The organism is Mesorhizobium sp. P2_D5 (assembly GCF_056404355.1).
On the sequence record NZ_JBFUEE010000003.1, the window covers coordinates 305,642 to 325,909 of the forward strand.

Consider the following 20,268-nt stretch of genomic DNA (forward strand, 5'->3'; position numbering starts at 1 on the left):
GTTAGTGGTCCTTCTTCCAGGCGTCGGAATTGACCCAGTAGTCGAGGTTCTTCTGCAGGCGGCCGTCGATGCTGACCTGGTCGAGGAACAGGTTCATCCAGACCAGCAGGTCCGGCTCGTCATAGCGGGTGGCGAAGGCAAGCGGTTCCTTCGACAAAAGCTCCGGCATGATGGTGAAGGTGCCGGCCGGATAGGCGGTCGACTGGCCTTTCACCGCCGAGACGTCGTTGACGCCGCAATCGGCCTGGCCGTTGTTGACGGCGTCGAGCAGCAGCGGACCGCCGCCCTTGTAGCTCTTGATGTCGGCATCGGTGAAGACGGCCTTGGCCTCCTTCTCGCCGGTGGCGCCGAGCAGCACGGCGATCTTGGTGCCCTTGGCCTTGCAGTCCTCGGTGGTCTTGAACTTGCTGTCTGCCTTGGTGAACACGGTGCTACCCGTATACATGTAAGGTTTGGTGAAGGCGACCTTCATGCCGCGCGCCAGCGTCGGCGTCATGTCGGCGACCAGGAGGTCGGCCTTGCCCGACAGCAGCGCCGGGATCAGGCCGTCCCAGTCGAAGTCGAGGAAGGTGATCTTGACGCCCATTTCCTTGGCCATCAGCTCGGCCAGTTCAACGGAACTGCCGGTGCGTTCGCCATTGGCGCCGACCAGCGAGAAGGGCGGTCCCTGTGTCTGCACGGCGACGCGCAACTCGCCGCGCTTGGTGATGTCGTCGAGCGTTCCGGCGCTGGCCGCCGCGGTGAGCCCGGCGAGCGCAAGGCCGGCGACGAAAAGTCTGGCAATCTTCATTTGGCATTCCTCCTTGTTTTATTGTTCCACGTTGTTGGTTCACCCTTCGGGGTGCTTTTTTGAGCGGCAGCGCCGTTGCCGGCGGCAGCCACCGTTCGAAAACCCTCAGTCCCAGGCCACCGTCTCGGTCACAGTGATGCCGCGCCTGGCCAACTCGTCGAAGAAGCGGCCATCCGGCACATCGAGCAGCGGGTTGAGCAGGCCTGGTTTGGTGATCTCGCGCCGCGCCAGCATCTGCGCCACGATGCTGGCGGGATAGCCGACACCGAGGCTCATGCCGAACAGGCCGGAGGCCAGGTCGCGCTCGATGATCAGGTCCGAGGTCACCGTCTTGCGGCGGCCGCCTTCGAGGCCGGAAAAGACATTGCGCATCACGCAAAGGTCCTTTTCATCGGGGCCGTACTGCAATTGCGGCCCGAGCAGCCGGCCGAGGAATTCGCGCGGGCTGGAGCCGGTGCCGGGCACCTTGTCTTCGGAGAGGAAGCCCAGCTCCTTCAGCGGCGCCCAGAAGGCCGACCATCCCGGCCAGCGCAGCGTATAACGGCCCGAGCGGCGCAGCCCTTTTGCCGCGTCCAGCATCTCGACATAGTGCAGCGCATCGCCATTGGGGAAGGCTTCCAATGCGCCCAGGCCCGCCACTTCGATCTCGTGGATGAAGGAGTTGTCGTGCTGCCGGCCGGCCGGCACCGCGACGCGTTCGCCGTCCTCGATCATCACGCTGTCGCGGTTTTGGCTGACCAGAACCATGTCGAAGTTCCAGCTCACCTTGTAGCAAAGGGGCTTGGCCATCGCCTTCGGTTCGGGGATGCCGCCGCAATAGGAATCGATCGCGGCGATGGTATCGAACTGCCTTGCGGCGCGCGCGTAGAGCACAAGGTCGATGCCGGGATCGAGCCCGCATTCGGCCATGATCGGCACACCAGCCTGTTCGGCGGCCGGCGCCAGGTCGGCGATGGCCTTGCCGTAATTGGTGGTGACCAGCGGCGTGCGCGTTGCGATCGCGGCCTGGACCGCCTCACGCATCAGTGGCTGCGGCAACAGGTCGATGACCGCGTCAGCATTCGCCAGCACGCCGGCCAAGGCAGGGCCGATCGCTCCCTGCGGTACCACGAAGCGCACGCGGGCAAGGTCGGTCAGGCCGTCAAGGCGAGCCGCACCGTTCGGCGCCGTGTCGACGCAAATCACCTCCTCGGCACCGCTGGCGACGAGATCGGCGATGGCCGCCCGGCCTTGCAGGCCGAGGCCGCCGAGAACCGCTATTCTCATGCCGGCTCCTTGCGATCGTCCGACCAGCAGCCTTCCGGCAGGCTGACCCATTTGTTGCAGGACGCCATGACGACGAAGGTCTCGCTGCGAACGACTTCGCCCGGCTCGCCGGCCCCCGGGATCAGCTCGCTGGTGACGCGGTAGAGATCGGCGACGTCACCGGCCACGGTCACGTCGACGATGATGTCGAAGCGCCCGGTGACCACCGAAGCCGAGTTGACGAAGGGCAGTTCGGAAATGCGCTGCGCCAACTCGCGGGCCCGGCCGCGTCCTTGCGCATTGATACCGACAATGGCCGAGATTAGCTCGGGGCGCTCGGTCAGGTTCAAGAGCCCGACGATCTTCAGCAGATTGCGGTCGAGCAGATTGCGCAGCCGCGTGCGCACCGTCGGCACCGAAATCGCCAACATCTCGGCGAGGCGGTTGATGCCCGGCTGCGCGTCCTGCGACAGCTGTTTGACCAGCCGCCGATCGGTCAGATCGAGATGTTCCCGCAAAGGCTCTGTCTTTCATAAAAAGAAAAAAGATCGGCAAATTATTTGCCTATATGAAAACAAGCTATGTCACGAATTTTTGAAAAGCAAGGTGTTGTTTTCGCACCAAGCGGCATTGTGCGTCGTCTGGCGCGGTTGCGGTTGCGCTATTGGGTTGCCGGGTTCAGACCAGCGCGGCAGCCAGCAATTTCGCTTGCGGCGTCAATTCGTCGAAGCGGCGGGCGCACAGATTGAGCTGGCGTGTTGCCCAGTCGTCGGTGAGCCGCAGGCTGCGCAGCGTGCGTGCCGAGTGGCGCGCCGCACTTTCCGGCACGACGGCGATGCCGGCGCCTTGCGCGACGAGGCGGCAGACATTGTCGAGGCCGGGCACTCGGATGCGGACATGCAGATGACCGCCAAGGCGGGCGGCCTGGCGTGTGACGTGCTCCTGCAGCGCATGGCCGGTGCCGAGCCCGACGAAGGGTTCACCGAGAATGTCGGCGAGGCTGGTGGTGCGGCCTTCGAGGCCGGGCCAGTTCCGCGCGGCGACCACCACCAACCGGTCGATGAAGAACGGTTTCTGCTCGAGATGCGACAGGCCGGCCCATGTCGCGGCGATGCCGAGATCGGCCGCACCGCTGGCCACCGCCTCGGCGATCTCATGGCTGGGGCGCTCGTCGAGATCGATGTCGATCTGGGGATGCGTGACAAGGAAAGCCGGCAGGATATCGCGCAGCAGCTCGCCTGTGGCGGCGGTGTTGGCGAGCAGCCGGACACGGGCGCGAAGACCGGTGGCGTAGGCGCCGAGGTCGCCGGCCATCGCCTCGATCTGGTTCTGCACGGCGCGCGCATGATGCAGCAGCGCCTGTCCGGCCGCCGTCGGCACCACGCCACGGCGGCGGCGATCCAGCAGCGGCGTGCCGAGGCGATCCTCCATGCCCTTGATGCGGGCGCTGGCCGAGGCCAGGGCAAGGCCGGCGCGTTCGGCGCCACGGGTGATGCTGCCACGCTCGGCCACCAGGAGGAACAGCCGGAGATCGACCAGATCGAAGCGCATTCTTTTGCCCCTGCAAACGGTTCGGCAGCCGCGCAATCCCAGGTATCAGCCTTCGTCCTGGCCGAAGGCTGATAGCGCAATTTCCACATTGTGACCGGCCCGCATCTGCGTCAAACAGTTTCGGTGGAGATGTCTGATGAGCGAACGAACTTCTGGCCGTCCCGGCATTCTTGAAAGCACGGCTGTTGTGCTGGCCGTCGCCGTGGACTGCCTTGCGATGGTGCGGGCGGAGCCCGGCCTGCGAGGATGCGCGACGACCTCCATCAGCCGCGATGCCGCGCCGGCAAAGTCCAGCCCTGAGGCCGATGCCGCGGACATGCTGCTGCATGACTGATCCTGCCCTGAAGGTGCGATCGTGCTGAGCGCCGGTGTCCTCGCCTGGATCGGTGCGGTGTTTCTCGCGGCCGGCGTGGTCAAGGGCGTGGTCGGCATGGGCTTGCCGACGGTGGCGATGGGGCTGCTGGCGGTGACGATGCCGCCGGCGCAAGCCGCCGCCTTGCTGCTGATCCCGTCGCTGGTCACCAACCTCTGGCAGTTGTTGACGGGTCCGTCGTTCGGCGGCCTGTGCAAGCGGCTGTGGACGATGATGGCCGGTGTCGTGCTCGGCACCGTCGCGGGCGCCGGACTTTTGACCGGCTCGCACACGGGATTTGCCTCGGCGGGGCTGGGCGCGGCGCTGGTGCTTTATGCGCTTGTCGGCCTCGCCAGGGCCGGCTTCACCACGCCGGCCCGCCACGAGGCTTGGGCGTCGCCGCTGGTCGGCGTGGCGACCGGGCTGGTCACCGGCGCCACCGGCGTCTTCGTCATCCCGGCCGTGCCCTATCTGCAATCGCTGCGGCTGGACAGGGAAGACCTGATCCAGGCGCTCGGCCTGTCCTTCACCGTCTCGACGGCAGCGCTGGCCATCGGACTGTTCAGAACGGGAGCTTTCGCATCACCGACGGTGCAACTGGCGGGATCGGTCGCAGCCCTTGCGCCGGCGCTGGCCGGCATGGTCGTCGGCCAGGCGCTGCGCCAGCGGATGAGCGTCGAGACCTTCCGCACGGTGTTCTTCGTCGGGCTGCTGGCGCTGGGAGTCTATCTCGCGGGGGAGGTGGTGTTTTAGCCGCGCAGACCTACCGAACCACCAGGACCGGGATTTCGGTTAAGGACAGCACCTCCGCGGTCTGGCTTCCCAACAGCAGCCTGCCCAGTCCCCGGCGGCCGTGCGAGGCCATCACGATCAGGTCGCAGCCCTCAGCCTTCGACAGTTCCAGGATCGCCTCGGCGGGCTTCTTGTCCTCGATATGCACCACCTCGGCGCGCACATTCGCCAGCTCCGCCGACGCCTTGCATTTGTCGAGCACGTCCTTGGCGTATCGGCGACCGCCTTCCTGATAGGCGACGAATTCATCGCCGGCGGCATAGCCGGCCATGGTGCCGCCCCAGGCGAAGATCGGGAATGGCTCGGTGACGTGGACAAAGGTAACGGTGGCGCCGAGGCGGCTGGCCAGCGCCAGGCCGTGGGCAACGCCCTTGTCGGCCAGTTCCGATCCGTCCGTGGCGATCAGCAAATGTGTGTACATGATGATGTGACCTGTTGTGCCAGGGCCGACACGCCCTTGTGGTGGTGAGAGCCTGTAGAGGCTGACCTTGATATAGTTGCGCCACCGGGCTCATCACAGGGGCCAGCTCGATGCGGATCAAGGCCAGGCGATTGCACACTTTCGCGTTGGCCGGATTCCCCTTTGCCGCGTCCTCCTCTAAGGTGCCGGCGATTTGAGGGACACCATATGAGCAGCGCATATCCGCAGATCCATCTGGTCCGCCATGGCGAGACGGCGTGGAGCCTTTCGGGGCAGCACACCGGCCGCACCGACATGCCGCTGACGCCGGCCGGCGAGGCGGCCGCGCGCGGCGTCGCCGAGCGGTTGAAAGGCCTGTCTTTTTCGGCCGTATGGTCGAGCCCGTCGCAGCGCGCCTACAACACCAGCGTGCTGGCCGGCTTCGGCGCCGAGAGCGTCAAGAACGACGATCTGCAGGAGTGGGACTACGGCGCCTATGAAGGGCTGACGACAAAACAGATCCTGGCCGAGCGCCCGGGCTGGAACGTGTTTCGCGATGGCTGCCCGAAGGGCGAGACGGCGGCCGATGTCGGCGCGCGGGCCGACACGATCATCGCCGCGCTGCGCAAGGCCAATGCCGACATTCTGGTGTTTTCCAGTGCGCATTTCCTGCGCGTGCTGGCGGCGCGCTGGATCGGCCTGCCGCCGGAAGGCGGCGCGCTGTTCGTGTTGGACACCGCAAGCATCAGCGTGCTCGGCTACGAGCACGATCTGACCGAGCCGGTCATTCGCAAGTGGAACCAGAAATAGTTCTAGGCAACACCCTGCTTGTCGAACTTCTTGATCGCCTCGGCGGTCACGGGCGTGAAGAAATTCACCAGATTGCCGTCCGGGTCGCGGAACAGCAGCGAGCGGTTGCCCCAGGGCATGGTGGTTGGCTTCTGCACGGTTGCGTCCTTGATGGTGTCGGACAGCCTGGCGAATTCCGCATCGACATCGCCGACGCGGAATTCGATGATGGCGGTGTGGTTGTCGGCGGGGCGGGCGACGTCGCGGCCGAACAGCTGCAAGGTACGCGTGCTGCCGATCGCCAGCGTGCAGGCCGGTGTCGCCAGTTCGGCGAAGTCTTCGGTGTAGATCGTCACGGGCATGCCGGTGATCTCGCCGTAGAATCGCACGAGGCGCTGGACATCCGACGTGATGATGCGGACCGAGACGAAATTCATCGCATTTGCTCCCTGATTTGCTGGAGCCACCGTCGGGCTCGTGCGCAGATATAGACCAGCCCTCCTGACAGCTTCCCGTCAGGAGGCCGGCCAGACAGGCGGCAGGCCGAAGGAAGCAAAAAGGTCGGGGCCAAGCGGGCCGACATAGACCGTCAGCGAGGCGATCCCGCCGTCGGCGGGCTCGATGATATGCAGCGACTGGGCGCGCCATTCGGAATCCTGATGGCGCCGCGCATAGATCGCGACCGCGGGCTGGCCGTTCGCGCGGGTGGCGACCGGCTGGTAGCCGGCGAAATTGCCCCAGACAGTCTTGAAGAAACCATGGATCGCCTGGCGGCCCTGATACCAGTCCAGCCATGGCGGCATGTGATAGGTGGCGTCCTCGCGCAGCAGCTCGATGAAGCCGTCGAGGTTGGCGGACTGCCAGGCCTGCATGTAGCGCTCCAGCAGCAGGCCCTCTTCGCCGGAGGGCCGTGATCGCTGCAGCGGACGCCCCTGCGGATAGCGTGCCCCAAGCGTTGCGCGGGCCCGCTGCAGGGCGCTGTTGATCGAAGCGGCGGAGCCGCCCAGCAATTGCGCGCTCTCGAGCGCCGACCAGCCCAGCACGTCGCACAGCAAAATGGTGGCGCGCTGCCTGGGCGGCAAGGACTGGATCGCGGCGACGAAAGCGAGTTGCACCGCTTCGCGGGTCTCGTAGCGCGCTTCCGGGCCCGGCTCGCCGTCGATAAGGTCCGGCAGCTCGTTGTCCGGGTAGGGCTCCAGCCAGGCGAGTTCGGCGGCGGGCCCGGCAGCGGCGCGCCCCTCGGACGGCGGCCGTCCGGGCTGCTCGACAATGCGATGCGCCGATGACCTCGCCTTGATGGCGTTGAGGCAGCTGTTGGTGGCGATGGTGTAGAGCCAGCCGCGCAGCGAGCCGCGGCCATCGAATTGCGACCGGCGGCGCCAGGCTTTCAGGAACGTGTCCTGGACGAGGTCGTCGGCCTCGTGCAGCGTGCCCATCATCCGGTAGCAATGCAGCTTGAGTGCGCGGCGATGGGCCATTGTCAGGCGCTCGAAGGCCAGCCGGTCGAGGATCGGCTGGCCCTGCTCGCCCATTGGCTCAAGCGGGCCAGGAGCGTCTGTCATGTCGAGCCCATTGTGTTGAATTCGACTGGCATCCTGCGCGCCTCATGCCGCCGCCGCAAGTCCGCTGCCGCTGACGGTGAAGGAGACGCCTTGCAGCTTGCCACCGGCGAGCGTGACCACGGCGTGCCCGACATCGGCCGGTGTCTGCATGTCGGTCATGCTGGCGAGGAAATCCGCCGGGCTGATGCCGAGATAGGCCGAGACGCCGTCGATGCCGCGCTGGCCGACGCCGGTGTCCGGCATGATCCGCATCGGCACCAGCGCCATGAAGCGCAGACCAAGGCCGAGCCGGTCGGCTTCCTTCTGGCAATGGGCGGCAAGGAACATCTGCATGCGCTTGGCGCCGGAGTAACCGCCGGAGTTCGGCGGCCCGCCGCTGAGCGCCGCGCCACTGGAGATCAGCACCACCCGGCTACCCGGCTTCAGCCGGCCCTGAAGTGCGGCCTTGCAAAACAGGAACGATGCCTTGACGTCCATGTCCCAGTTCGCGGAGAAGTCGTCCCAGCTTTGGTCCTGGACCGGCGCCGACGGGGCAAGGGCGCCGGCGCAGATCACCAGAACATCCGGCTCCAACGCGGCGAACACCGCATCGGGCGCGATCTCCTGCGTAGCGTCGACCGCCAATGTCTTCACTCTGGGTTTCTCCCAGGACAGCTGTTTCAGATCGGCTGCACCCCGGGCTACGGCGAGCACCGTCGCGCCCTCGCTGAGTGTGGTTTCGACGATCGCGCGGCCGACGCCCCGGCTGCCTCCGACGACGACGACATTCTGACCTTGTAACGATGCCATGGATCACCTCGTTTTCTTCCGGCCGCCGGACCATTCCAGCGCCTGTAGATCAGGACAGCGCGGGTGAGCGGAAATCATCGGTGGGGGGCAAGAATTTTTTGGAGGTGTCGCGGTTGATGGGGCCTGCACCCGCCACTTGCCCCGCCAGCAGCGCCAATTCCTCCGGCGTCAGGTGCCGCGCCGTGCCCTTGGCGAGGTCGCCGAGTTGCAGGCGACCGATGGCGATGCGGATCAGCCGCAGCACTTCGATGTCATGCGCGGCCAGCAGGCGGCGGATGTGGCGGTTACGGCCCTCGTCGAGCACGATCTCCAGCCAGGCGGTGCGGCCGCCGCTGCGCAGAAGCTCGATCGCGTTCGTGGTCAGGGTCTCGCCGTCGACGGTCACGCCGGCGCGCAATCCTTCCAGCATCGCGGCGTCGGGCACCGTGCCGATCTGCACGTGGTAGGTCTTGGGCAGATGCGAGGCTGGGTCCATCAGCCGGTTGGCAAACTGGGTGTCGTTGGTCATCAACAGCAAGCCTTCGCTCGCCTTGTCGAGCCGGCCGACCGGCGAGACGAAGGGCAGGTCGAGCCCGTCGAGGCAAGCATAGACGGTGTCGCGCTGTTGCGGGTCGTCGCGGGTGGTAACCATACCGCGCGGCTTGTTGAGGATGAGATAGACCTTGCGCTCGGCAACCACGGGCCGGTCGTCGACGACGATGCGGTCGCGGTTGAGGTCGACGCGAAAGGCCGCATTGCGCACCACCTTGCCGCCGACGCGCACGCGTCCCTCCGCGATCAGCACCTCGGCCTGCGTGCGTGAGCACAGGCCGAGCTTCGACAAAGCGCGGTTGAGGCTGACGCCAGGCGGTTTGCCAGTGTGCGGCTTGCCAGTGCTAGCGTTGCGGGCAGGTGGCCTGCTGTTGGGCGGTGGTGGTCGTGCTGCCATGCTGCTGGGGATCGGTCCGTTGTGTCAGACAGATGCCACGGGCCACGACGGTTTCGCAAGCCGGATGCGGCGAGGCCCGCTCACATGCGACGATGGCGGGCTGTCTCCTTCCACGAAGCTGCTCTTCCGGGAAGAGGCTATTCCCGCCCGTTGAAGAACGCCGTCAGCACGGGTGCGTGCGCGGCGGGTTTCAGCATGTGGTTCTGGCCGGCCAGCGTCCGGTAGCGGGCATTGGGCAACGCCTCGGCCAGCGCCTTGTTGCCACGCTGCATCCAGAGCGGGCTCTTGCCGCCATCGGTCACCAGGATCGGCACGCGCACCGAAGCCCAGCGGGCAGGGTCTAGCATCTTGCCGCGTTGATCGCCGGCGACGATGGCGCCGTCATAGGGCAATGTATGCGCCACCGCCTTGAGCTTCGACCAGATCGGCGTCAGCCGCATGAGGACAATCAGCAGGCCGGGCATGCCGACCGATCTGAGGAAGGCGGTCACCGCGTCGCCGCGCCGGTCTTCAGCGATCGCGGCCCGGATCGTTGCCCAGTCGCCTTGCGTGGTCTCGCGGCTGTCGTCGACGATCAGCGGCGCTTCGTAGAGCGTCAGCTTGCCGATGCCGGGCAGGCGGCTTGCCGCCATCAGCGCCAGCATGGCGCCTGACGACATGCCCCAGACGAACGCCCTGCCGCCGGCTGCCTGGAGCACGGCCTCGATGTCGTCGATCTCGCGTTCGACCGCGTAGGGCGTGGTGTCGCCGCTGTCGCCACGGCCACGGCGGTCGTAGCGGAACACGGTGAAGCTGCCTTCAAGCGCCCTGGCGAGTGGAAGGCTCGGGCCCATGGTGCGGGAACAGAGCGCGCCGTCGACCAGGATGAGCGGATGGCCCCGGCCACGGCGCTCGCAGGCGATCGGCGTTCCATCCCGCGACAGGACGGCCTGCGTGGTCGGCTCAGCGTTTTCAGCCAGCATGGTTGCCTCCTATCAGCTGCTCGAGCCGGTCGAAGCTCTGCGTCCAGCCGCCGCGCATGCCGAGCGCCAGCAGGCGCTCGCGGTCGGCAACGCTGGCCAGCGTCACCTCGAAATGGACGTGGGTTCGCTGCGCATCCGGTGTGAAGATCACCGTATGGCGGCTTTGCCCAGGCGGCTTGCCGGCCCATTCGCGCAATTCGGGATCCGGCTCGTCGGAATAGACCAGTCGGCTGTTCTCCACGATTTCGAGATAGCTGCCCTGGTTGCGGTAGAGCGCGCCGCTCGAGGTGCGCATGTCGATGCGCCAGCGGCCGCCGACGCGCAGGTCGAGCACACAATGCGGGATGGTGCAGTCCCTGATGCCCCACCATTGCGCCACCAGCGCAGGATCGGTCCACAGCCGGAAGACACGCTCGACCGGGGCGTGGAAAGTCCGCTCGATGGCAAAGCTGCGGTCGTCCGTCGAGGCCATGGGCGCGCTCATTCCGGTTTGTCCGCGTCGCGCCGCAACAAGTCCTCCATGCGGTCGAAGCGGCCTTCCCAAAGCTTGCGATAGCCGTCCAGCCAGCGGTCGATGTCGCGCAGCGGCCTGAGTTCGATGCGGCTCAGATGCTTTTGCGCCGACCGGCTGCGGGTGACCAGGCCTGCCTGCTCCAGCACGCCGACATGCTTGGAGATCGCCCGCACGGTCAGCGCGAAAGGTTGCGCCAGTTCGGCGACCGAGGCTTCGCCCTCGAGCAGCCGGGCAAGGATGGCGCGGCGCGTCGGGTCGGCCAGCGCGGCAAATGTGTCGTCGAGGGAGGTTTGAATTGCCATTACGGAACCATTTAGTTCTGGAACTATTTGGTTCTATAAAAGACGCCGCTTGCCGCGTCAATCGGGAAAACGCTCGCAAACAGGACGCTGGCCGCGAAGGGCAAGGCGTTGCCGGCCCCAGAAATCCAAAAATCCGACAATTCCGATAATTTGCCCAACAGTTCCGTTCTATCGATTATTGCGCAAACGGATGACCCTGGGTTAGCATCCCCGCGCTGACGTCGATGGGAGGCACTTTTCAACAGCGGCGACCAGCTGGAGCGGCACGCGTTTTCGGGCGCACGGAGGATGCTCCAACACTTTGAACCGGCGCGTGATCCCTTCCCAAGACCAATCACGGCCTTGGGGATGATGCGTCCCTGTGGAGGAGGAACCCTATGAACAGACGTGAATTCCTGCTGTCGTCCGCGGCCTTTGGCGCCATGATGCTTGCCGCGCCCTCGGTGTTTGCCGAGGACAAGCTCACCATCCTCGGCTCGGTGCCCAATCTCGGCTTTCCGTTCTTCGTGCACATGCTGAACGAGATCAAGGCCGAGGCTGCCGCGCAAGGCGTCAACCTGACCGAGAGCGACGGCCAGAACTCCGCCACCAAGCAGACCGCCGACATCGAGGCGGCGCTGGTGCAGAAGGTCAACGCCATCGTCATCTCGCCGCTCGACGTCAACGCGCTGGCGCCGGCAATCGAGGAAGCGGTCAAGGCCGGTGTTCCCGTGGTGACGATCGACCGCCGTGTCGACGGCGTCGAAGGCATTTTGGCCCATGTCGGCGCCGACAACGTCAAGGGCGGCGAGGCGGAGGCCAACGCCATGGTGGCGGCGTTCCCCAATGGCGCCAAGATCTTCCATCTGCAGGGCCAGCCCGGCGCCGGCCCGGCGATCGATCGCAACAAGGGTGTCCACAATGTGCTCGACCCGCTGAAGGACAAGTACCAGATCGTATTCGAGCAGACCGCCAACTTCGCCCGCGCCGAGGCGCTGTCGGTCACCGAGGCCGGCCTTGCCGCCAACGGCAAGCCGGATGCCATCGTCTGCGCCAATGACGACATGGCGCTCGGCGCCATGGAGGCGTGTGCGGCGCGCAACTTCACCGACGTGAAAATCTACGGCTTCGACGCGCTGCCGGAAGCTCTGGTCGCTGTACGTGACGGCAAGCTCGCCGGCACCGTCGAGCAGTTCCCCGGCGAACAGTCGCGCACGGCGGTACGCATTGCGGTGGCTTACGCCAAGGACAAGACCGAGCCGAAGGAGAAGCTGGTGCTGTTGACGCCAATCGTCATCGGCAAGGACAATCTCGACAAGGCCGAGCGGATTGGCGAGACCAAGTAGTTGGGCAGGTTGCGCACAGATCGCTGAAGCTGGCGCCGCCCCTCATCCGCCTGCCGGCACCTTCTCCCCGTGTAGCGACGGGGAGAAGGCAATCGCTCTGACGCTGGCGACCCCCTCTCCCCGTCTCCGGGGAGAGGGTAAGGGTGAGGGGCAGCGCTGACGTTCGATGACTCAGGGAGCAACCATTGCCGTTAGCTGAAGCCGTATCGTCACCGCCCGTCCTGCTAGCCGTCGAGGGCGTCACCAAGCATTTCTCCGGCGTCACCGCGCTGAGCGACGTCTCGCTCGACATCCGGCCGGGCGAAATCCTCGGCCTGCTTGGCGAAAACGGCGCCGGCAAGTCGACGCTGCTCAAGATCCTGTCGGGTGTCATGCCGCCGTCGAGCGGGCACATCACCTTCGACGGCGCCGACTATCATCCGTCCAGTCCGCAGGATGCCAAGCGGCTCGGCATCGTCACCATCTACCAGGAGCTGAGCCTGATCCCGACTCTGACGGTGGCGGAGAACATCTTTATCGGCCGCGCACCGATCGGTCCGCTCGGGCTGGTCAGCTGGCGCAAGATGGAGGAAGATTCCCGCGCGATCATCGCCCGCGTCGGTCTCTCCATCGATCCGATGACGCTGGTGTCGGCGCTGTCGGTGGCCGAACAGCAGCTGGTCGAGATTGCCCGTGCGCTGTCGCTGGAAAGTCGGCTGATCATCATGGACGAACCGACCTCGGCGCTGACCGAGACCGAGGTGCAGCGACTGCTGTCGATCATGGACCGGCTGCGCAGGGACAAGGTCGCCATCATGTTCGTCACGCACCGGCTGGAAGAGGCCTCCGCCATCTGCGACCGCATGACGGTGCTGCGCGACGGCAGGCTGGCCGGGCATCTCGACCGCCAGGGCGGGCCGATCGCGCTGCCGAAGATCATCGAGAAGATGGTCGGCCGTGCCGCATCCGAACTCTATGCGCGGCCGGCGCAACGCGCGGTCGCCGGCGATGTCGTGCTGTCGGTGCGCGGGTTGCGCACGGTGCGCGACCCCGAGGCGCCGCATGCCATCGTGCTCGACGGCGTCGACATCGATCTCAAGGCTGGCGAGATCCTCGGCGTTGCGGGCCTCGTCGGCTCCGGCCGCACGGAACTGGCACGCGCCATTTTCGGCGCCGACCGCATCGCGGCGGGCATCATCACGCTCGACGGCAAGCCAATCGCTCCCGCGTCACCGGCGGATGCCATAGCACTCGGCATCGGCCTGGTGCCGGAGGACCGCAAGCACCAGGCGATCTTTGCCGCACTCGGTATCCTGCCGAATTTCTCCGTCGCTTCGCTCGGCACGTTCAGCAACGGCTTCGGCTTCATGGCCGAGCGGCGCGAACGTGATGCGCTTGCCGGTTTTCGCAAGATGCTGTCGATCCGCATGGCCTCGGTCGAACAGGCGATCGAGGGCCTGTCTGGCGGCAACCAGCAAAAGGTGATCCTGGCGCGCTGGCTGGCGCGCGATCCGAAAGTGCTGATCGTCGACGAGCCGACGCGCGGCGTCGATGTCGGCGCCAAGACCGAGGTGCACCAAATCCTGGTGCAGCTTGCGGTGCGCGGCATCGCGGTGATGATGATCTCGTCCGAACTGCCGGAGGTGCTGGCGGTGTCGGACCGCATCGTCACCATGCGCCGGGGGCGCATCACCGGCGAGATGCCGGGGATCGAGGCAAGCGAGGAAAAACTGATGGAACTGATGGCACTCGACAAGCGGGACACGAAGGGGCCGGATGCGACGGGGCAGGCACGATGAGCGTGGCGGGAGAGCAGAACCAGCGTAGCGGCATCAACATCGCGCGGCTGCTGATGAGCTTTGGGCCGCTGCTGTTCCTGGCCGCGCTGGTCGTCGTCTTTACCGTCCTGAAGCCGAGCTTCATCGATCCGATCAACCTGTTCAACATCACGCGGCAGATCTCGATTACGGGGCTGATCGCGCTCGGCATGACCTTCGTCATCCTCACCGCTGGCATCGACCTGTCGGTCGGCTCGCTGCTTGCCTTCTGCGGCATGGTCGCCGCCGTGGTCGCCAAGGGCGGCACCGCCAACACGCTGTCGCTGTCGACCTCAGGCACGCAGGGCTATGGCTGGTTCGCCGCATTGCTGGCCGCCGTCGTGGTTGGCGCTGCAGCAGGCGGCGTGCAGGGCCTTGCCATCACCAGGCTGAAAGTGCCGCCCTTCGTTGTCACGCTGGGCGGGCTGACGGTGTTTCGCGGGCTGACGCTGACCATTTCCAATGGCGGCCCGATATCGGGTTTCGACGCTTCGATGCGCTGGTTCGGCACCGGCCTGATTGGCCCGGTGCCGGTGCCGGCGCTGATCTTCGCGGCGGCCGCGATCCTGTGCCACATCGTGCTGCGCTACACGCGCTACGGCCGCGCCGTCTATGCCGTCGGCGGCAATGCCGAGGCGGCACGGCTGTCGGGCCTGCGGGTCGACCGCATCCTGGTCTCGGTCTATGTCATCGTCGGTTTCTTCGCCGGTCTGGCCGCCTTCGTGCTGTCGGCGCGGCTCAACTCCTCGGAAGCGGTGGCCGGGATTGGCTACGAGCTGACGGTGATCTCGGCCGTGGTCATCGGGGGCACCTCGCTGTTCGGCGGCATCGGCTCGGTCGGCGGCACGGTAGTGGGTGCCGCCCTGATCGGCGTGCTGCAGAACGGGCTGCAGTTCAACAACGTCTCGTCCTACACGCAAAGCATCGTCATTGGCCTGATCCTGATTCTGGCGGTGGCGTTCGACCGCTGGCTGAAGTCGCGTGTGAGAAGATAGTCGCTTGTCCCTCTCGGGGAGAAGGTTGGGTCGGCGCACAGCGCCGAGACGGATGAGGGTGCTGGACGGATAGGGAGGCAAGCTATTGGATGCCTGCTCGTCAGGCCGCTTCCAACGCCCAGAGCCGGTGACCGTAACGGCGGAAGTAGCGTGCCACCAGGCGCTGCTGTCTGGCTCTGATGAGGTCGGGCAGGCGCCGCTCCTGGCGCCAGCGCGGCATGTTGCGCCAGAAGGCGATGAAGCGGGCGGGGCATCCTCGATGGCTTCTTGCGCCGACAGCGCCGGACCGATCGCCGCCAGGAACAGCGCCTGCGAATGTTTCAGTGCATCGATGACGGCCTTGCGCCTGACATGATCCTGGCGGGCGCGCTCGATGCCGTTGCGGCGGATCGCGTCGAAAGCTTCGAGCAGAGCAGGGCTGTCGCCGGTGTAACCGCAGGCGCGGGCGAAATCGGCGGCAAGGGCGTCCATCGTCACTCCCGGATATGATGCGGCGGGCGGTGCGCGCCCCGACTCACATTTGTGAGTTGATATAAGCATAACTCAAATAAATGTAGAAGAAAAACTTTTGGGAATCTTTGAGATGGGCGACTCGACTCGCGGCCCAAAACACAGGATTATGGGAACAAATCAGGAACAAAAGACGAGGCAGGGGCGATGGCATTGCCAGGCAAGGAAGCAGTAATCGCGCATGTCGCCTCGATATCGGTCGAGTGCGCCGATTGCGGCCGCAACAGATGGTGGCGGCCCGATCAGCTGAAGCGGTTCGGGGTGTCGGGGAATACGCCGCTGGCCGCCCTTTCAGGCCGCATCGTCTGCTCGGCCTGCCGCGCCGACGGGCTGCCGGGCGTGGCCATTTCGATCCAGGCGGCGTTCATCGACGAGCGCCAGCGCGTGCGCAGCGAAGCCCGGATGCTGAACGACCGCGAGGCGCCGCTCGAGGGAGCGAGGCGGGCTTGATGCGCTGGCCGTGATGGGTGAGGGAGGGTGGGCGCCGACGGTGGCTCCTTCTCCCGGAAGGGAGAAGGAAAAAAGCCCCTAATACCCCAGCAGTTCCTTGAGCGGGATGACGCGCCAGACCTGTTTTATGGCGTAGCGGTTGAAGGTCAGCGTCTTCGGCGGATTGTACTGCTCGACCACAAGCTCGGCGGTGGTGCGCTTGACCAGCTTCTTGATGAATGCCTTGCCGTTGCGCTCGTTTTCTTCGGGAAAGGTCTCGATCACGACATGGTCGCCGGGCACCGCCTCACGGCCGCCGCAGTAGATCATGTCGCCGGGTTCGTAGCGCGGCACCATGGAATCGGACAGCACGTGCAGCGCAAACACCTTGGGGAGGTTGCGGATGCCGGGCGGACGCTGGACATAGCCGGCCGGCTCGCCGTTCAAGGTGAAGTCGCCGTCATCGCCGCCGACGGCGGCGCCCAACACCGGGATATCCATCGGTCCGGCGGGCGGTGCGCCAGCATCGGTGACGATCTCCACGTCGGCGACCGGGCCGGCATCGTCGAGGAAGACGACCTCGCCCTTGCCCAACGCCACCGGGTCGACGCGCAGGAAGGCGGCGGTCTTCAACAGGTTCTCGGTCTTGGGCAGGTTGCGGCCGGTTTCCCAATTGCCGACGGCGGCGACATCGGTGTCGTTGTGCTCGGCAATGTGGCGCATGACCAAGCCGCGCTGCTTGCGCGCCTGGCGGATCGCCGCCCCGACCTTGATTGACAGTTGCGTTTTTGCCATGGCGCGCATGTGAGCGATGAAAGTGGCTCTCGTCTATGAAAGAATGGCTTGCATATTTTTTTGAGTTATGCTTATATACGGACATGCAAAACCTGTCCAGATTCGATGGCGCCGTGGCGCCGGCCTCGCATGAGGCGCACCCGGCGGTCACCACCGCCAGCCTTCCGTCCTGGCCGTCCTCCCCGGCCAGGGCGAAGCCCGAGGCGCCTTGCCTGATTGCATCGGCCTCGGATCCGGTCCGCCCGTCACCGGCGACCGGAACGGCCGGAGCCGCCGCTCCCAGCGGCTCCGGCCCCCAATTCGATCGAGATGGCGCTGGCCAGGATTCTGACGGTCCAGCTGACCGGTCATGCATCCGCACGCAGGATGGCACCGTCATCCTGTTCGATCCGCTGGCGGGCAGGGCGGTTTCCGCCTCCGACAGAAAAACGGCCGAGGCGCGGCTTTCGCGCCTCGCTGAACCGGCCAGGCGGCGAGCCCGCTCCCGCTGAGGCTAAAGCCGGCGCCAGCCGGCCCTCCGAACAGACAACCCTGACTGCGGCCCAGGCAACCGGGCCCAGCCCTGACGCTTGCCCGACGGCGCTCGGCCGAAGGCAGAACTTTGGAAGGAGCCTTGGGATGGCAAGCTATACCGACGCCGAATTGCAAGTGATCGCCGGCTGGCTGAAGGACGGGCTTTCCGCCTCGAAGATCGCGGCGGCTTTCACTGTGCTGCGCGGCGCGCGCGTGTCGCGCAACGCCATCATCGGCATCGTGCACCGCAACGCCATGCTGAGTGCGATCGGCTTTGCCAATGGCAAGCGGCTGCCGGCCCGCAAACGCAAGGCGAGCAAGCGGGCGGACGGAACGGGCGGGGCCATCGCCAAGGTGTTCGACACGATCGACGTCGCGCTTGCCACCGGCATCGCCGGCACGCCGGTCCGGCCGAAGCGCTTGCCGCAACCCCTGTCGGTGCGCGAAGTGGGCGTGCTGGTCGCCGATGGCGAAGCCTATCGCCTGGAGATGCCGGTGCCGCCTCGTGCGGCCCTCGGCCGCCAGCCGCATGGCGTGGCGATGCGTTTCATCGACTGCCTGTTCGGCCGCTGCCGCGCGCCGCTGGACCTGACGCTGGAAGAAGATCCTGAAAACGATGCGCCGGGCAGCCGGCCTGGCGCAGACATGCTGTGCTGCGGCATGCGCACCAAGGCGCTGAAAAGCTATTGCCCCTACCACCAGGCCCGCTTTCGCCGCCGCGTTTTTGAGGCGCAGGCGGCTGAGTATTCCTTCCCCCCGTTTACGGGAAGAAGGTGCCGGCAGGCGGATGAGGGGCGGCGCTGAGGTGGCGGGATTGAAAACAGATATGATCTTCAAGCATCCCACCGAAGCGCTGGTGCTGCCCCTCATAGCCGTGCCGGGCATTTCTCCCCGTGAACGAGGAGAAAGAAACCTCGTCGCCCTATTTCGGTATCTGCCGGCCTTGCTTGGGCATGCGGCTTTGCACGGTCCTGGTCTCGAGCGTCATGGCCGGTCCGCCTTCGGCCTCCAGGATGTCGGCAACCCTGGCAAAGCCGGTGAACACTTTCATGGCGTCGGATTCGGAAATCTGCGCGGCGATGGCAGCGCTGCAGGCGTTGAGGGCGCTGCGGTAGACATGGCCGCGCCGCTCGAGCGGCCAGCGCTGCAGGAAGTCGGCGGCGTCGTTGACGCAGTCGATCTCTTCGATCTGCCCGTCGATCCGCACCTTGAGCGGCACTCCGGTCTTCATCGTACCCACGGCGTTCACCTTCACTCTGCGCGGGGCTGGAAACCCCGCTCTTGTCAACGCGCCACGCTGGCTGGCGGTTGCATCACATTTTCGGCCCGGCCCGGCCCACCAACCTCACAACTCTCACGGGACCACGGCGTCCAGCCAGGCATGGGCGCGGCTTCTTGGCCTGGCCACCAATATATTCTGTTGGCCAGCCGCCCTGGTGAGGGCGTCGAAGGCGATGCGCTGGCTGCAAGTGCCGTCTACCGCCAAGGCGACGAGCCTGGCCGCCTCGACATAGCCTGGTGCTGTCTTGTCTGGCCATTGCTGCCTGAGCGCGTCGGCGGCCTCGGCCACCGAGCCGACCAACATGGTTCTGCTGTCGCAAAAGCGCAGCGTAACCGGCATGAAAGCTGTCATACGCAAACCTCCCGTTGGTATGGACGCGACATAACGTCGAAAGTTCGCGCTGGTTCCATTAGTCCGGACGCGGATATGGCCGCGGTCTCGGCAAGGCGCGGTTTTGCCCCTCCAGAGCGCAGCTCCGCATCTAGCTGTGCAAAACGCCGCGCCAACCGCGAGCTGCTCGCCGCGAGGGGTGGCGCGTCAGAACACAGGTTCTGCACGGCCCAGTCCAAGAACCCAATTCCAACCAGGAGTCTCCCGTGAGCACGAGAACCAGAGCCGCAAGACCGCAGGCGCCAAAACTGCCGAAGGGCGAGGCCGAGCAGGTGCGCATCCGCCGCGAGATCGGCCATGATTTCGCGCTGAAGGACGATGGCTTCGGCCGCACGCGGCTGGCCGCCGGCACGCTGGAAGCAAGCCGCGTCTACGAGGTGTCGAATGACGGCTACACCTCCACCGGCGGCATCGTGCGGGTGCGCAATGTGGATCCGCTGCTGGGCATCACCTCGCTGTCGCGCCAGCAGCGCGAGGCCGGCTTGCGCTATCGCGAGGATTTCCGCTGCAGCCAGCAGGCAAGCGTGAAACCGATGCGCTGGAGCGAGCGGGTCGACGGCGGTCGGCACGGCGGCGGCATCGCCGACAGCGTGCTCGACGCGGGCCGCGCTCACGCCGCCGCCACCAAGGCGCTCTGCCACTGGGAAGTGGCCGCCGTGGTGCAGAAAGTCTGCTGCGCCAGCGGCTCGATCAAGAGCCTGGCCGAGCAGACCGGCGAGGGGCGGGATGTGGTGACGAAGCTGTTGAAGGTCGGCCTGGACCTGCTGGCGGTGCACTATGGGATGATGATGGGGAGAAGGGCAGGGTGACCGGCGACCCGACCGGCAATGCCGGCCGGATCAGTTCTCACAAGATCAGGTCATCCGCAGACGCGGATTTCCTCGATGATCCTGTGGTGATGGCGCCAGTGCTTGACCAGTTCGATGTGACAACGGTGGTACCGGTGGTAGTAACGCGGCCTGTAGCCGTTGTCGTAGGACTCGTCCTGGTAGTAGCGGCGATAGGCGTAGCGATCGCCGTAGTCACCATAACCATTGTAATAACCGTTGCCGTAATAGTCGTCGGCATAGCCGCCGATGCCGATCGTGATGCGACTACCGGCATTCGCGGGAGCGATCATCGCCGCCGCCGAAGCAATGGCGATAACCGAAGCAAGCAGGAGCTTCTTCATGGCTACCTCCTTTTCAAGGTTAGCCTAATATAATCCCCGAGGCGCGGCCCCGTTCCACAGATTCTTAAAGATGTGATGAGCAATGC

At 65.8% G+C, this 20,268-nt stretch carries 26 protein-coding genes and 1 pseudogene; 11 read left to right on the forward strand and 16 right to left on the reverse strand.

Translation table 11 applies throughout. The annotated features are described in order from the left end of the window. Position 1: 1 nt before the first annotated feature. The 4 genes from AC1DYW_RS14675 to AC1DYW_RS14690 all read right to left on the reverse strand — a co-directional run bounded on the left by AC1DYW_RS14675 (position 2) and on the right by AC1DYW_RS14690 (position 3,586). Positions 2-790 carry an ABC transporter substrate-binding protein gene (locus tag AC1DYW_RS14675; protein WP_477226691.1) on the reverse strand — a complete coding sequence of 263 codons (789 nt, stop codon included), beginning with the start codon at positions 788-790 and terminating at the stop codon, positions 2-4. A 105-nt stretch (positions 791-895) separates the two neighbouring features. Then, complete coding sequence (locus tag AC1DYW_RS14680; RefSeq protein ID WP_477226692.1) at positions 896-2,056, reverse strand: saccharopine dehydrogenase family protein; 1,161 nt, start codon at positions 2,054-2,056, stop codon at positions 896-898. Beyond that, positions 2,053-2,553 carry an Lrp/AsnC family transcriptional regulator gene (locus tag AC1DYW_RS14685; RefSeq protein WP_095091173.1) on the reverse strand — a complete coding sequence of 167 codons (501 nt, stop codon included), beginning with the start codon at positions 2,551-2,553 and terminating at the stop codon, positions 2,053-2,055. The genes AC1DYW_RS14680 and AC1DYW_RS14685 overlap by 4 nt, the downstream gene beginning before the upstream one ends. Before the next feature lie 160 nt (positions 2,554-2,713). Further along, on the reverse strand, positions 2,714-3,586 hold the full coding sequence (locus AC1DYW_RS14690) for a LysR substrate-binding domain-containing protein (protein ID WP_477226693.1): 873 nt from the start codon (positions 3,584-3,586) through the stop codon (positions 2,714-2,716). A gap of 136 nt (positions 3,587-3,722) precedes the next feature. Here AC1DYW_RS14690 and AC1DYW_RS14695 point away from each other — a divergent pair, with 136 nt between their 5' ends. Together AC1DYW_RS14695 and AC1DYW_RS14700 are read left to right on the forward strand one after the other, a co-directional pair. Continuing rightward, entirely contained in the window at positions 3,723-3,920 is a 198-nt protein-coding gene (locus tag AC1DYW_RS14695) for a hypothetical protein (RefSeq protein ID WP_477226694.1), read from the forward strand. 21 nt (positions 3,921-3,941) lie between these two features. After that, a complete protein-coding gene (locus AC1DYW_RS14700) occupies positions 3,942-4,691 on the forward strand; it encodes a sulfite exporter TauE/SafE family protein (protein ID WP_477226695.1) in 750 nt (249 codons plus the stop codon). 10 nt (positions 4,692-4,701) lie between these two features. Here the strand turns inward: AC1DYW_RS14700 and AC1DYW_RS14705 are convergent, their stop codons facing one another. Further along, the gene (locus AC1DYW_RS14705; RefSeq protein ID WP_457150572.1) at positions 4,702-5,151 is read right to left on the reverse strand and encodes a universal stress protein; all 450 of its coding nucleotides are present in this window, start codon (positions 5,149-5,151) and stop codon (positions 4,702-4,704) included. Between the two features lie 207 nt (positions 5,152-5,358). Between AC1DYW_RS14705 and AC1DYW_RS14710 the strand changes: the two genes are divergently transcribed. Further along, positions 5,359-5,940 (forward strand): histidine phosphatase family protein, encoded by a 582-nt coding sequence (locus tag AC1DYW_RS14710; protein WP_457150571.1) that lies wholly within the window; start codon positions 5,359-5,361, stop codon positions 5,938-5,940. A 2-nt stretch (positions 5,941-5,942) separates the two neighbouring features. On the opposite strand, the gene AC1DYW_RS14715 is transcribed toward AC1DYW_RS14710, so the two are convergent. The 7 genes from AC1DYW_RS14715 to AC1DYW_RS14745 form a co-directional block, all read right to left on the reverse strand. Continuing rightward, positions 5,943-6,356: a VOC family protein gene (locus AC1DYW_RS14715; protein ID WP_477226696.1), complete on the reverse strand. Its 414-nt coding sequence runs from the start codon at positions 6,354-6,356 to the stop codon at positions 5,943-5,945. Between the two features lie 78 nt (positions 6,357-6,434). Further along, positions 6,435-7,481 (reverse strand): RNA polymerase subunit sigma-70, encoded by a 1,047-nt coding sequence (locus tag AC1DYW_RS14720; RefSeq protein WP_477226697.1) that lies wholly within the window; start codon positions 7,479-7,481, stop codon positions 6,435-6,437. 42 nt (positions 7,482-7,523) lie between these two features. Continuing rightward, on the reverse strand, positions 7,524-8,270 hold the full coding sequence (locus tag AC1DYW_RS14725; protein WP_477226698.1) for an SDR family NAD(P)-dependent oxidoreductase: 747 nt from the start codon (positions 8,268-8,270) through the stop codon (positions 7,524-7,526). A 49-nt stretch (positions 8,271-8,319) separates the two neighbouring features. Further along, positions 8,320-9,198: a pseudouridine synthase gene (locus tag AC1DYW_RS14730; protein ID WP_477226699.1), complete on the reverse strand. Its 879-nt coding sequence runs from the start codon at positions 9,196-9,198 to the stop codon at positions 8,320-8,322. Between the two features lie 137 nt (positions 9,199-9,335). Continuing rightward, positions 9,336-10,160: an alpha/beta fold hydrolase gene (locus AC1DYW_RS14735; RefSeq protein WP_477226700.1), complete on the reverse strand. Its 825-nt coding sequence runs from the start codon at positions 10,158-10,160 to the stop codon at positions 9,336-9,338. Continuing rightward, the gene (locus AC1DYW_RS14740; protein WP_477226701.1) at positions 10,150-10,644 is read right to left on the reverse strand and encodes an SRPBCC family protein; all 495 of its coding nucleotides are present in this window, start codon (positions 10,642-10,644) and stop codon (positions 10,150-10,152) included. The genes AC1DYW_RS14735 and AC1DYW_RS14740 overlap by 11 nt, the downstream gene beginning before the upstream one ends. Beyond that, positions 10,641-10,976 carry an ArsR/SmtB family transcription factor gene (locus AC1DYW_RS14745; protein ID WP_477226702.1) on the reverse strand — a complete coding sequence of 112 codons (336 nt, stop codon included), beginning with the start codon at positions 10,974-10,976 and terminating at the stop codon, positions 10,641-10,643. Before AC1DYW_RS14745 ends, AC1DYW_RS14740 begins: the two co-directional genes overlap by 4 nt. 377 nt (positions 10,977-11,353) lie before the next feature. Between AC1DYW_RS14745 and AC1DYW_RS14750 the strand changes: the two genes are divergently transcribed. The 6 genes and pseudogenes from AC1DYW_RS14750 (at position 11,354) to AC1DYW_RS14775 (ending at position 16,052) form a co-directional block, all read left to right on the forward strand. Next, the gene (locus tag AC1DYW_RS14750; RefSeq protein ID WP_378917828.1) at positions 11,354-12,301 is read left to right on the forward strand and encodes a substrate-binding domain-containing protein; all 948 of its coding nucleotides are present in this window, start codon (positions 11,354-11,356) and stop codon (positions 12,299-12,301) included. Between the two features lie 281 nt (positions 12,302-12,582). After that, a pseudogene (locus AC1DYW_RS14755) lies at positions 12,583-13,011 on the forward strand (ATP-binding cassette domain-containing protein); the annotation flags it as partial. Then, positions 12,985-14,079 carry a sugar ABC transporter ATP-binding protein gene (locus AC1DYW_RS14760; protein WP_477227080.1) on the forward strand — a complete coding sequence of 365 codons (1,095 nt, stop codon included), beginning with the start codon at positions 12,985-12,987 and terminating at the stop codon, positions 14,077-14,079. The pseudogene AC1DYW_RS14755 and the gene AC1DYW_RS14760, both read left to right, overlap by 27 nt. Continuing rightward, positions 14,076-15,092, forward strand: coding sequence for an ABC transporter permease (locus AC1DYW_RS14765; RefSeq protein WP_477226703.1), 1,017 nt, complete (start codon positions 14,076-14,078; stop codon positions 15,090-15,092). Before AC1DYW_RS14760 ends, AC1DYW_RS14765 begins: the two co-directional genes overlap by 4 nt. 315 nt (positions 15,093-15,407) lie before the next feature. After that, positions 15,408-15,581: a hypothetical protein gene (locus AC1DYW_RS14770; RefSeq protein ID WP_477226704.1), complete on the forward strand. Its 174-nt coding sequence runs from the start codon at positions 15,408-15,410 to the stop codon at positions 15,579-15,581. 168 nt (positions 15,582-15,749) lie between these two features. Next, positions 15,750-16,052, forward strand: a complete 303-nt coding sequence (locus AC1DYW_RS14775; RefSeq protein ID WP_477226705.1) for a hypothetical protein — start codon at positions 15,750-15,752, stop codon at positions 16,050-16,052. A gap of 78 nt (positions 16,053-16,130) precedes the next feature. On the opposite strand, the gene AC1DYW_RS14780 is transcribed toward AC1DYW_RS14775, so the two are convergent. Next, entirely contained in the window at positions 16,131-16,835 is a 705-nt protein-coding gene (locus tag AC1DYW_RS14780) for an XRE family transcriptional regulator (protein WP_095091188.1), read from the reverse strand. Positions 16,836-17,444: 609 nt separating this feature from the next. On the opposite strand from AC1DYW_RS14780, the gene AC1DYW_RS14785 reads away from it, so the two are divergent. Further along, positions 17,445-18,143 carry a GcrA cell cycle regulator gene (locus AC1DYW_RS14785; RefSeq protein ID WP_477226706.1) on the forward strand — a complete coding sequence of 233 codons (699 nt, stop codon included), beginning with the start codon at positions 17,445-17,447 and terminating at the stop codon, positions 18,141-18,143. Positions 18,144-18,261: 118 nt separating this feature from the next. On the opposite strand, the gene AC1DYW_RS14790 is transcribed toward AC1DYW_RS14785, so the two are convergent. After that, on the reverse strand, positions 18,262-18,570 hold the full coding sequence (locus tag AC1DYW_RS14790) for a DUF982 domain-containing protein (RefSeq protein ID WP_457150586.1): 309 nt from the start codon (positions 18,568-18,570) through the stop codon (positions 18,262-18,264). 123 nt (positions 18,571-18,693) lie between these two features. Continuing rightward, positions 18,694-18,972 (reverse strand): DUF982 domain-containing protein, encoded by a 279-nt coding sequence (locus AC1DYW_RS14795; RefSeq protein WP_477226707.1) that lies wholly within the window; start codon positions 18,970-18,972, stop codon positions 18,694-18,696. Positions 18,973-19,217: 245 nt separating this feature from the next. On the opposite strand from AC1DYW_RS14795, the gene AC1DYW_RS14800 reads away from it, so the two are divergent. Further along, complete coding sequence (locus AC1DYW_RS14800; protein WP_477226708.1) at positions 19,218-19,820, forward strand: DUF6456 domain-containing protein; 603 nt, start codon at positions 19,218-19,220, stop codon at positions 19,818-19,820. Between the two features lie 50 nt (positions 19,821-19,870). Here AC1DYW_RS14800 and AC1DYW_RS14805 read toward each other — a convergent pair whose 3' ends face one another. Next, positions 19,871-20,182, reverse strand: coding sequence for a hypothetical protein (locus AC1DYW_RS14805; RefSeq protein WP_477226709.1), 312 nt, complete (start codon positions 20,180-20,182; stop codon positions 19,871-19,873). Between the last annotated feature and the right edge of the window lie 86 nt (positions 20,183-20,268).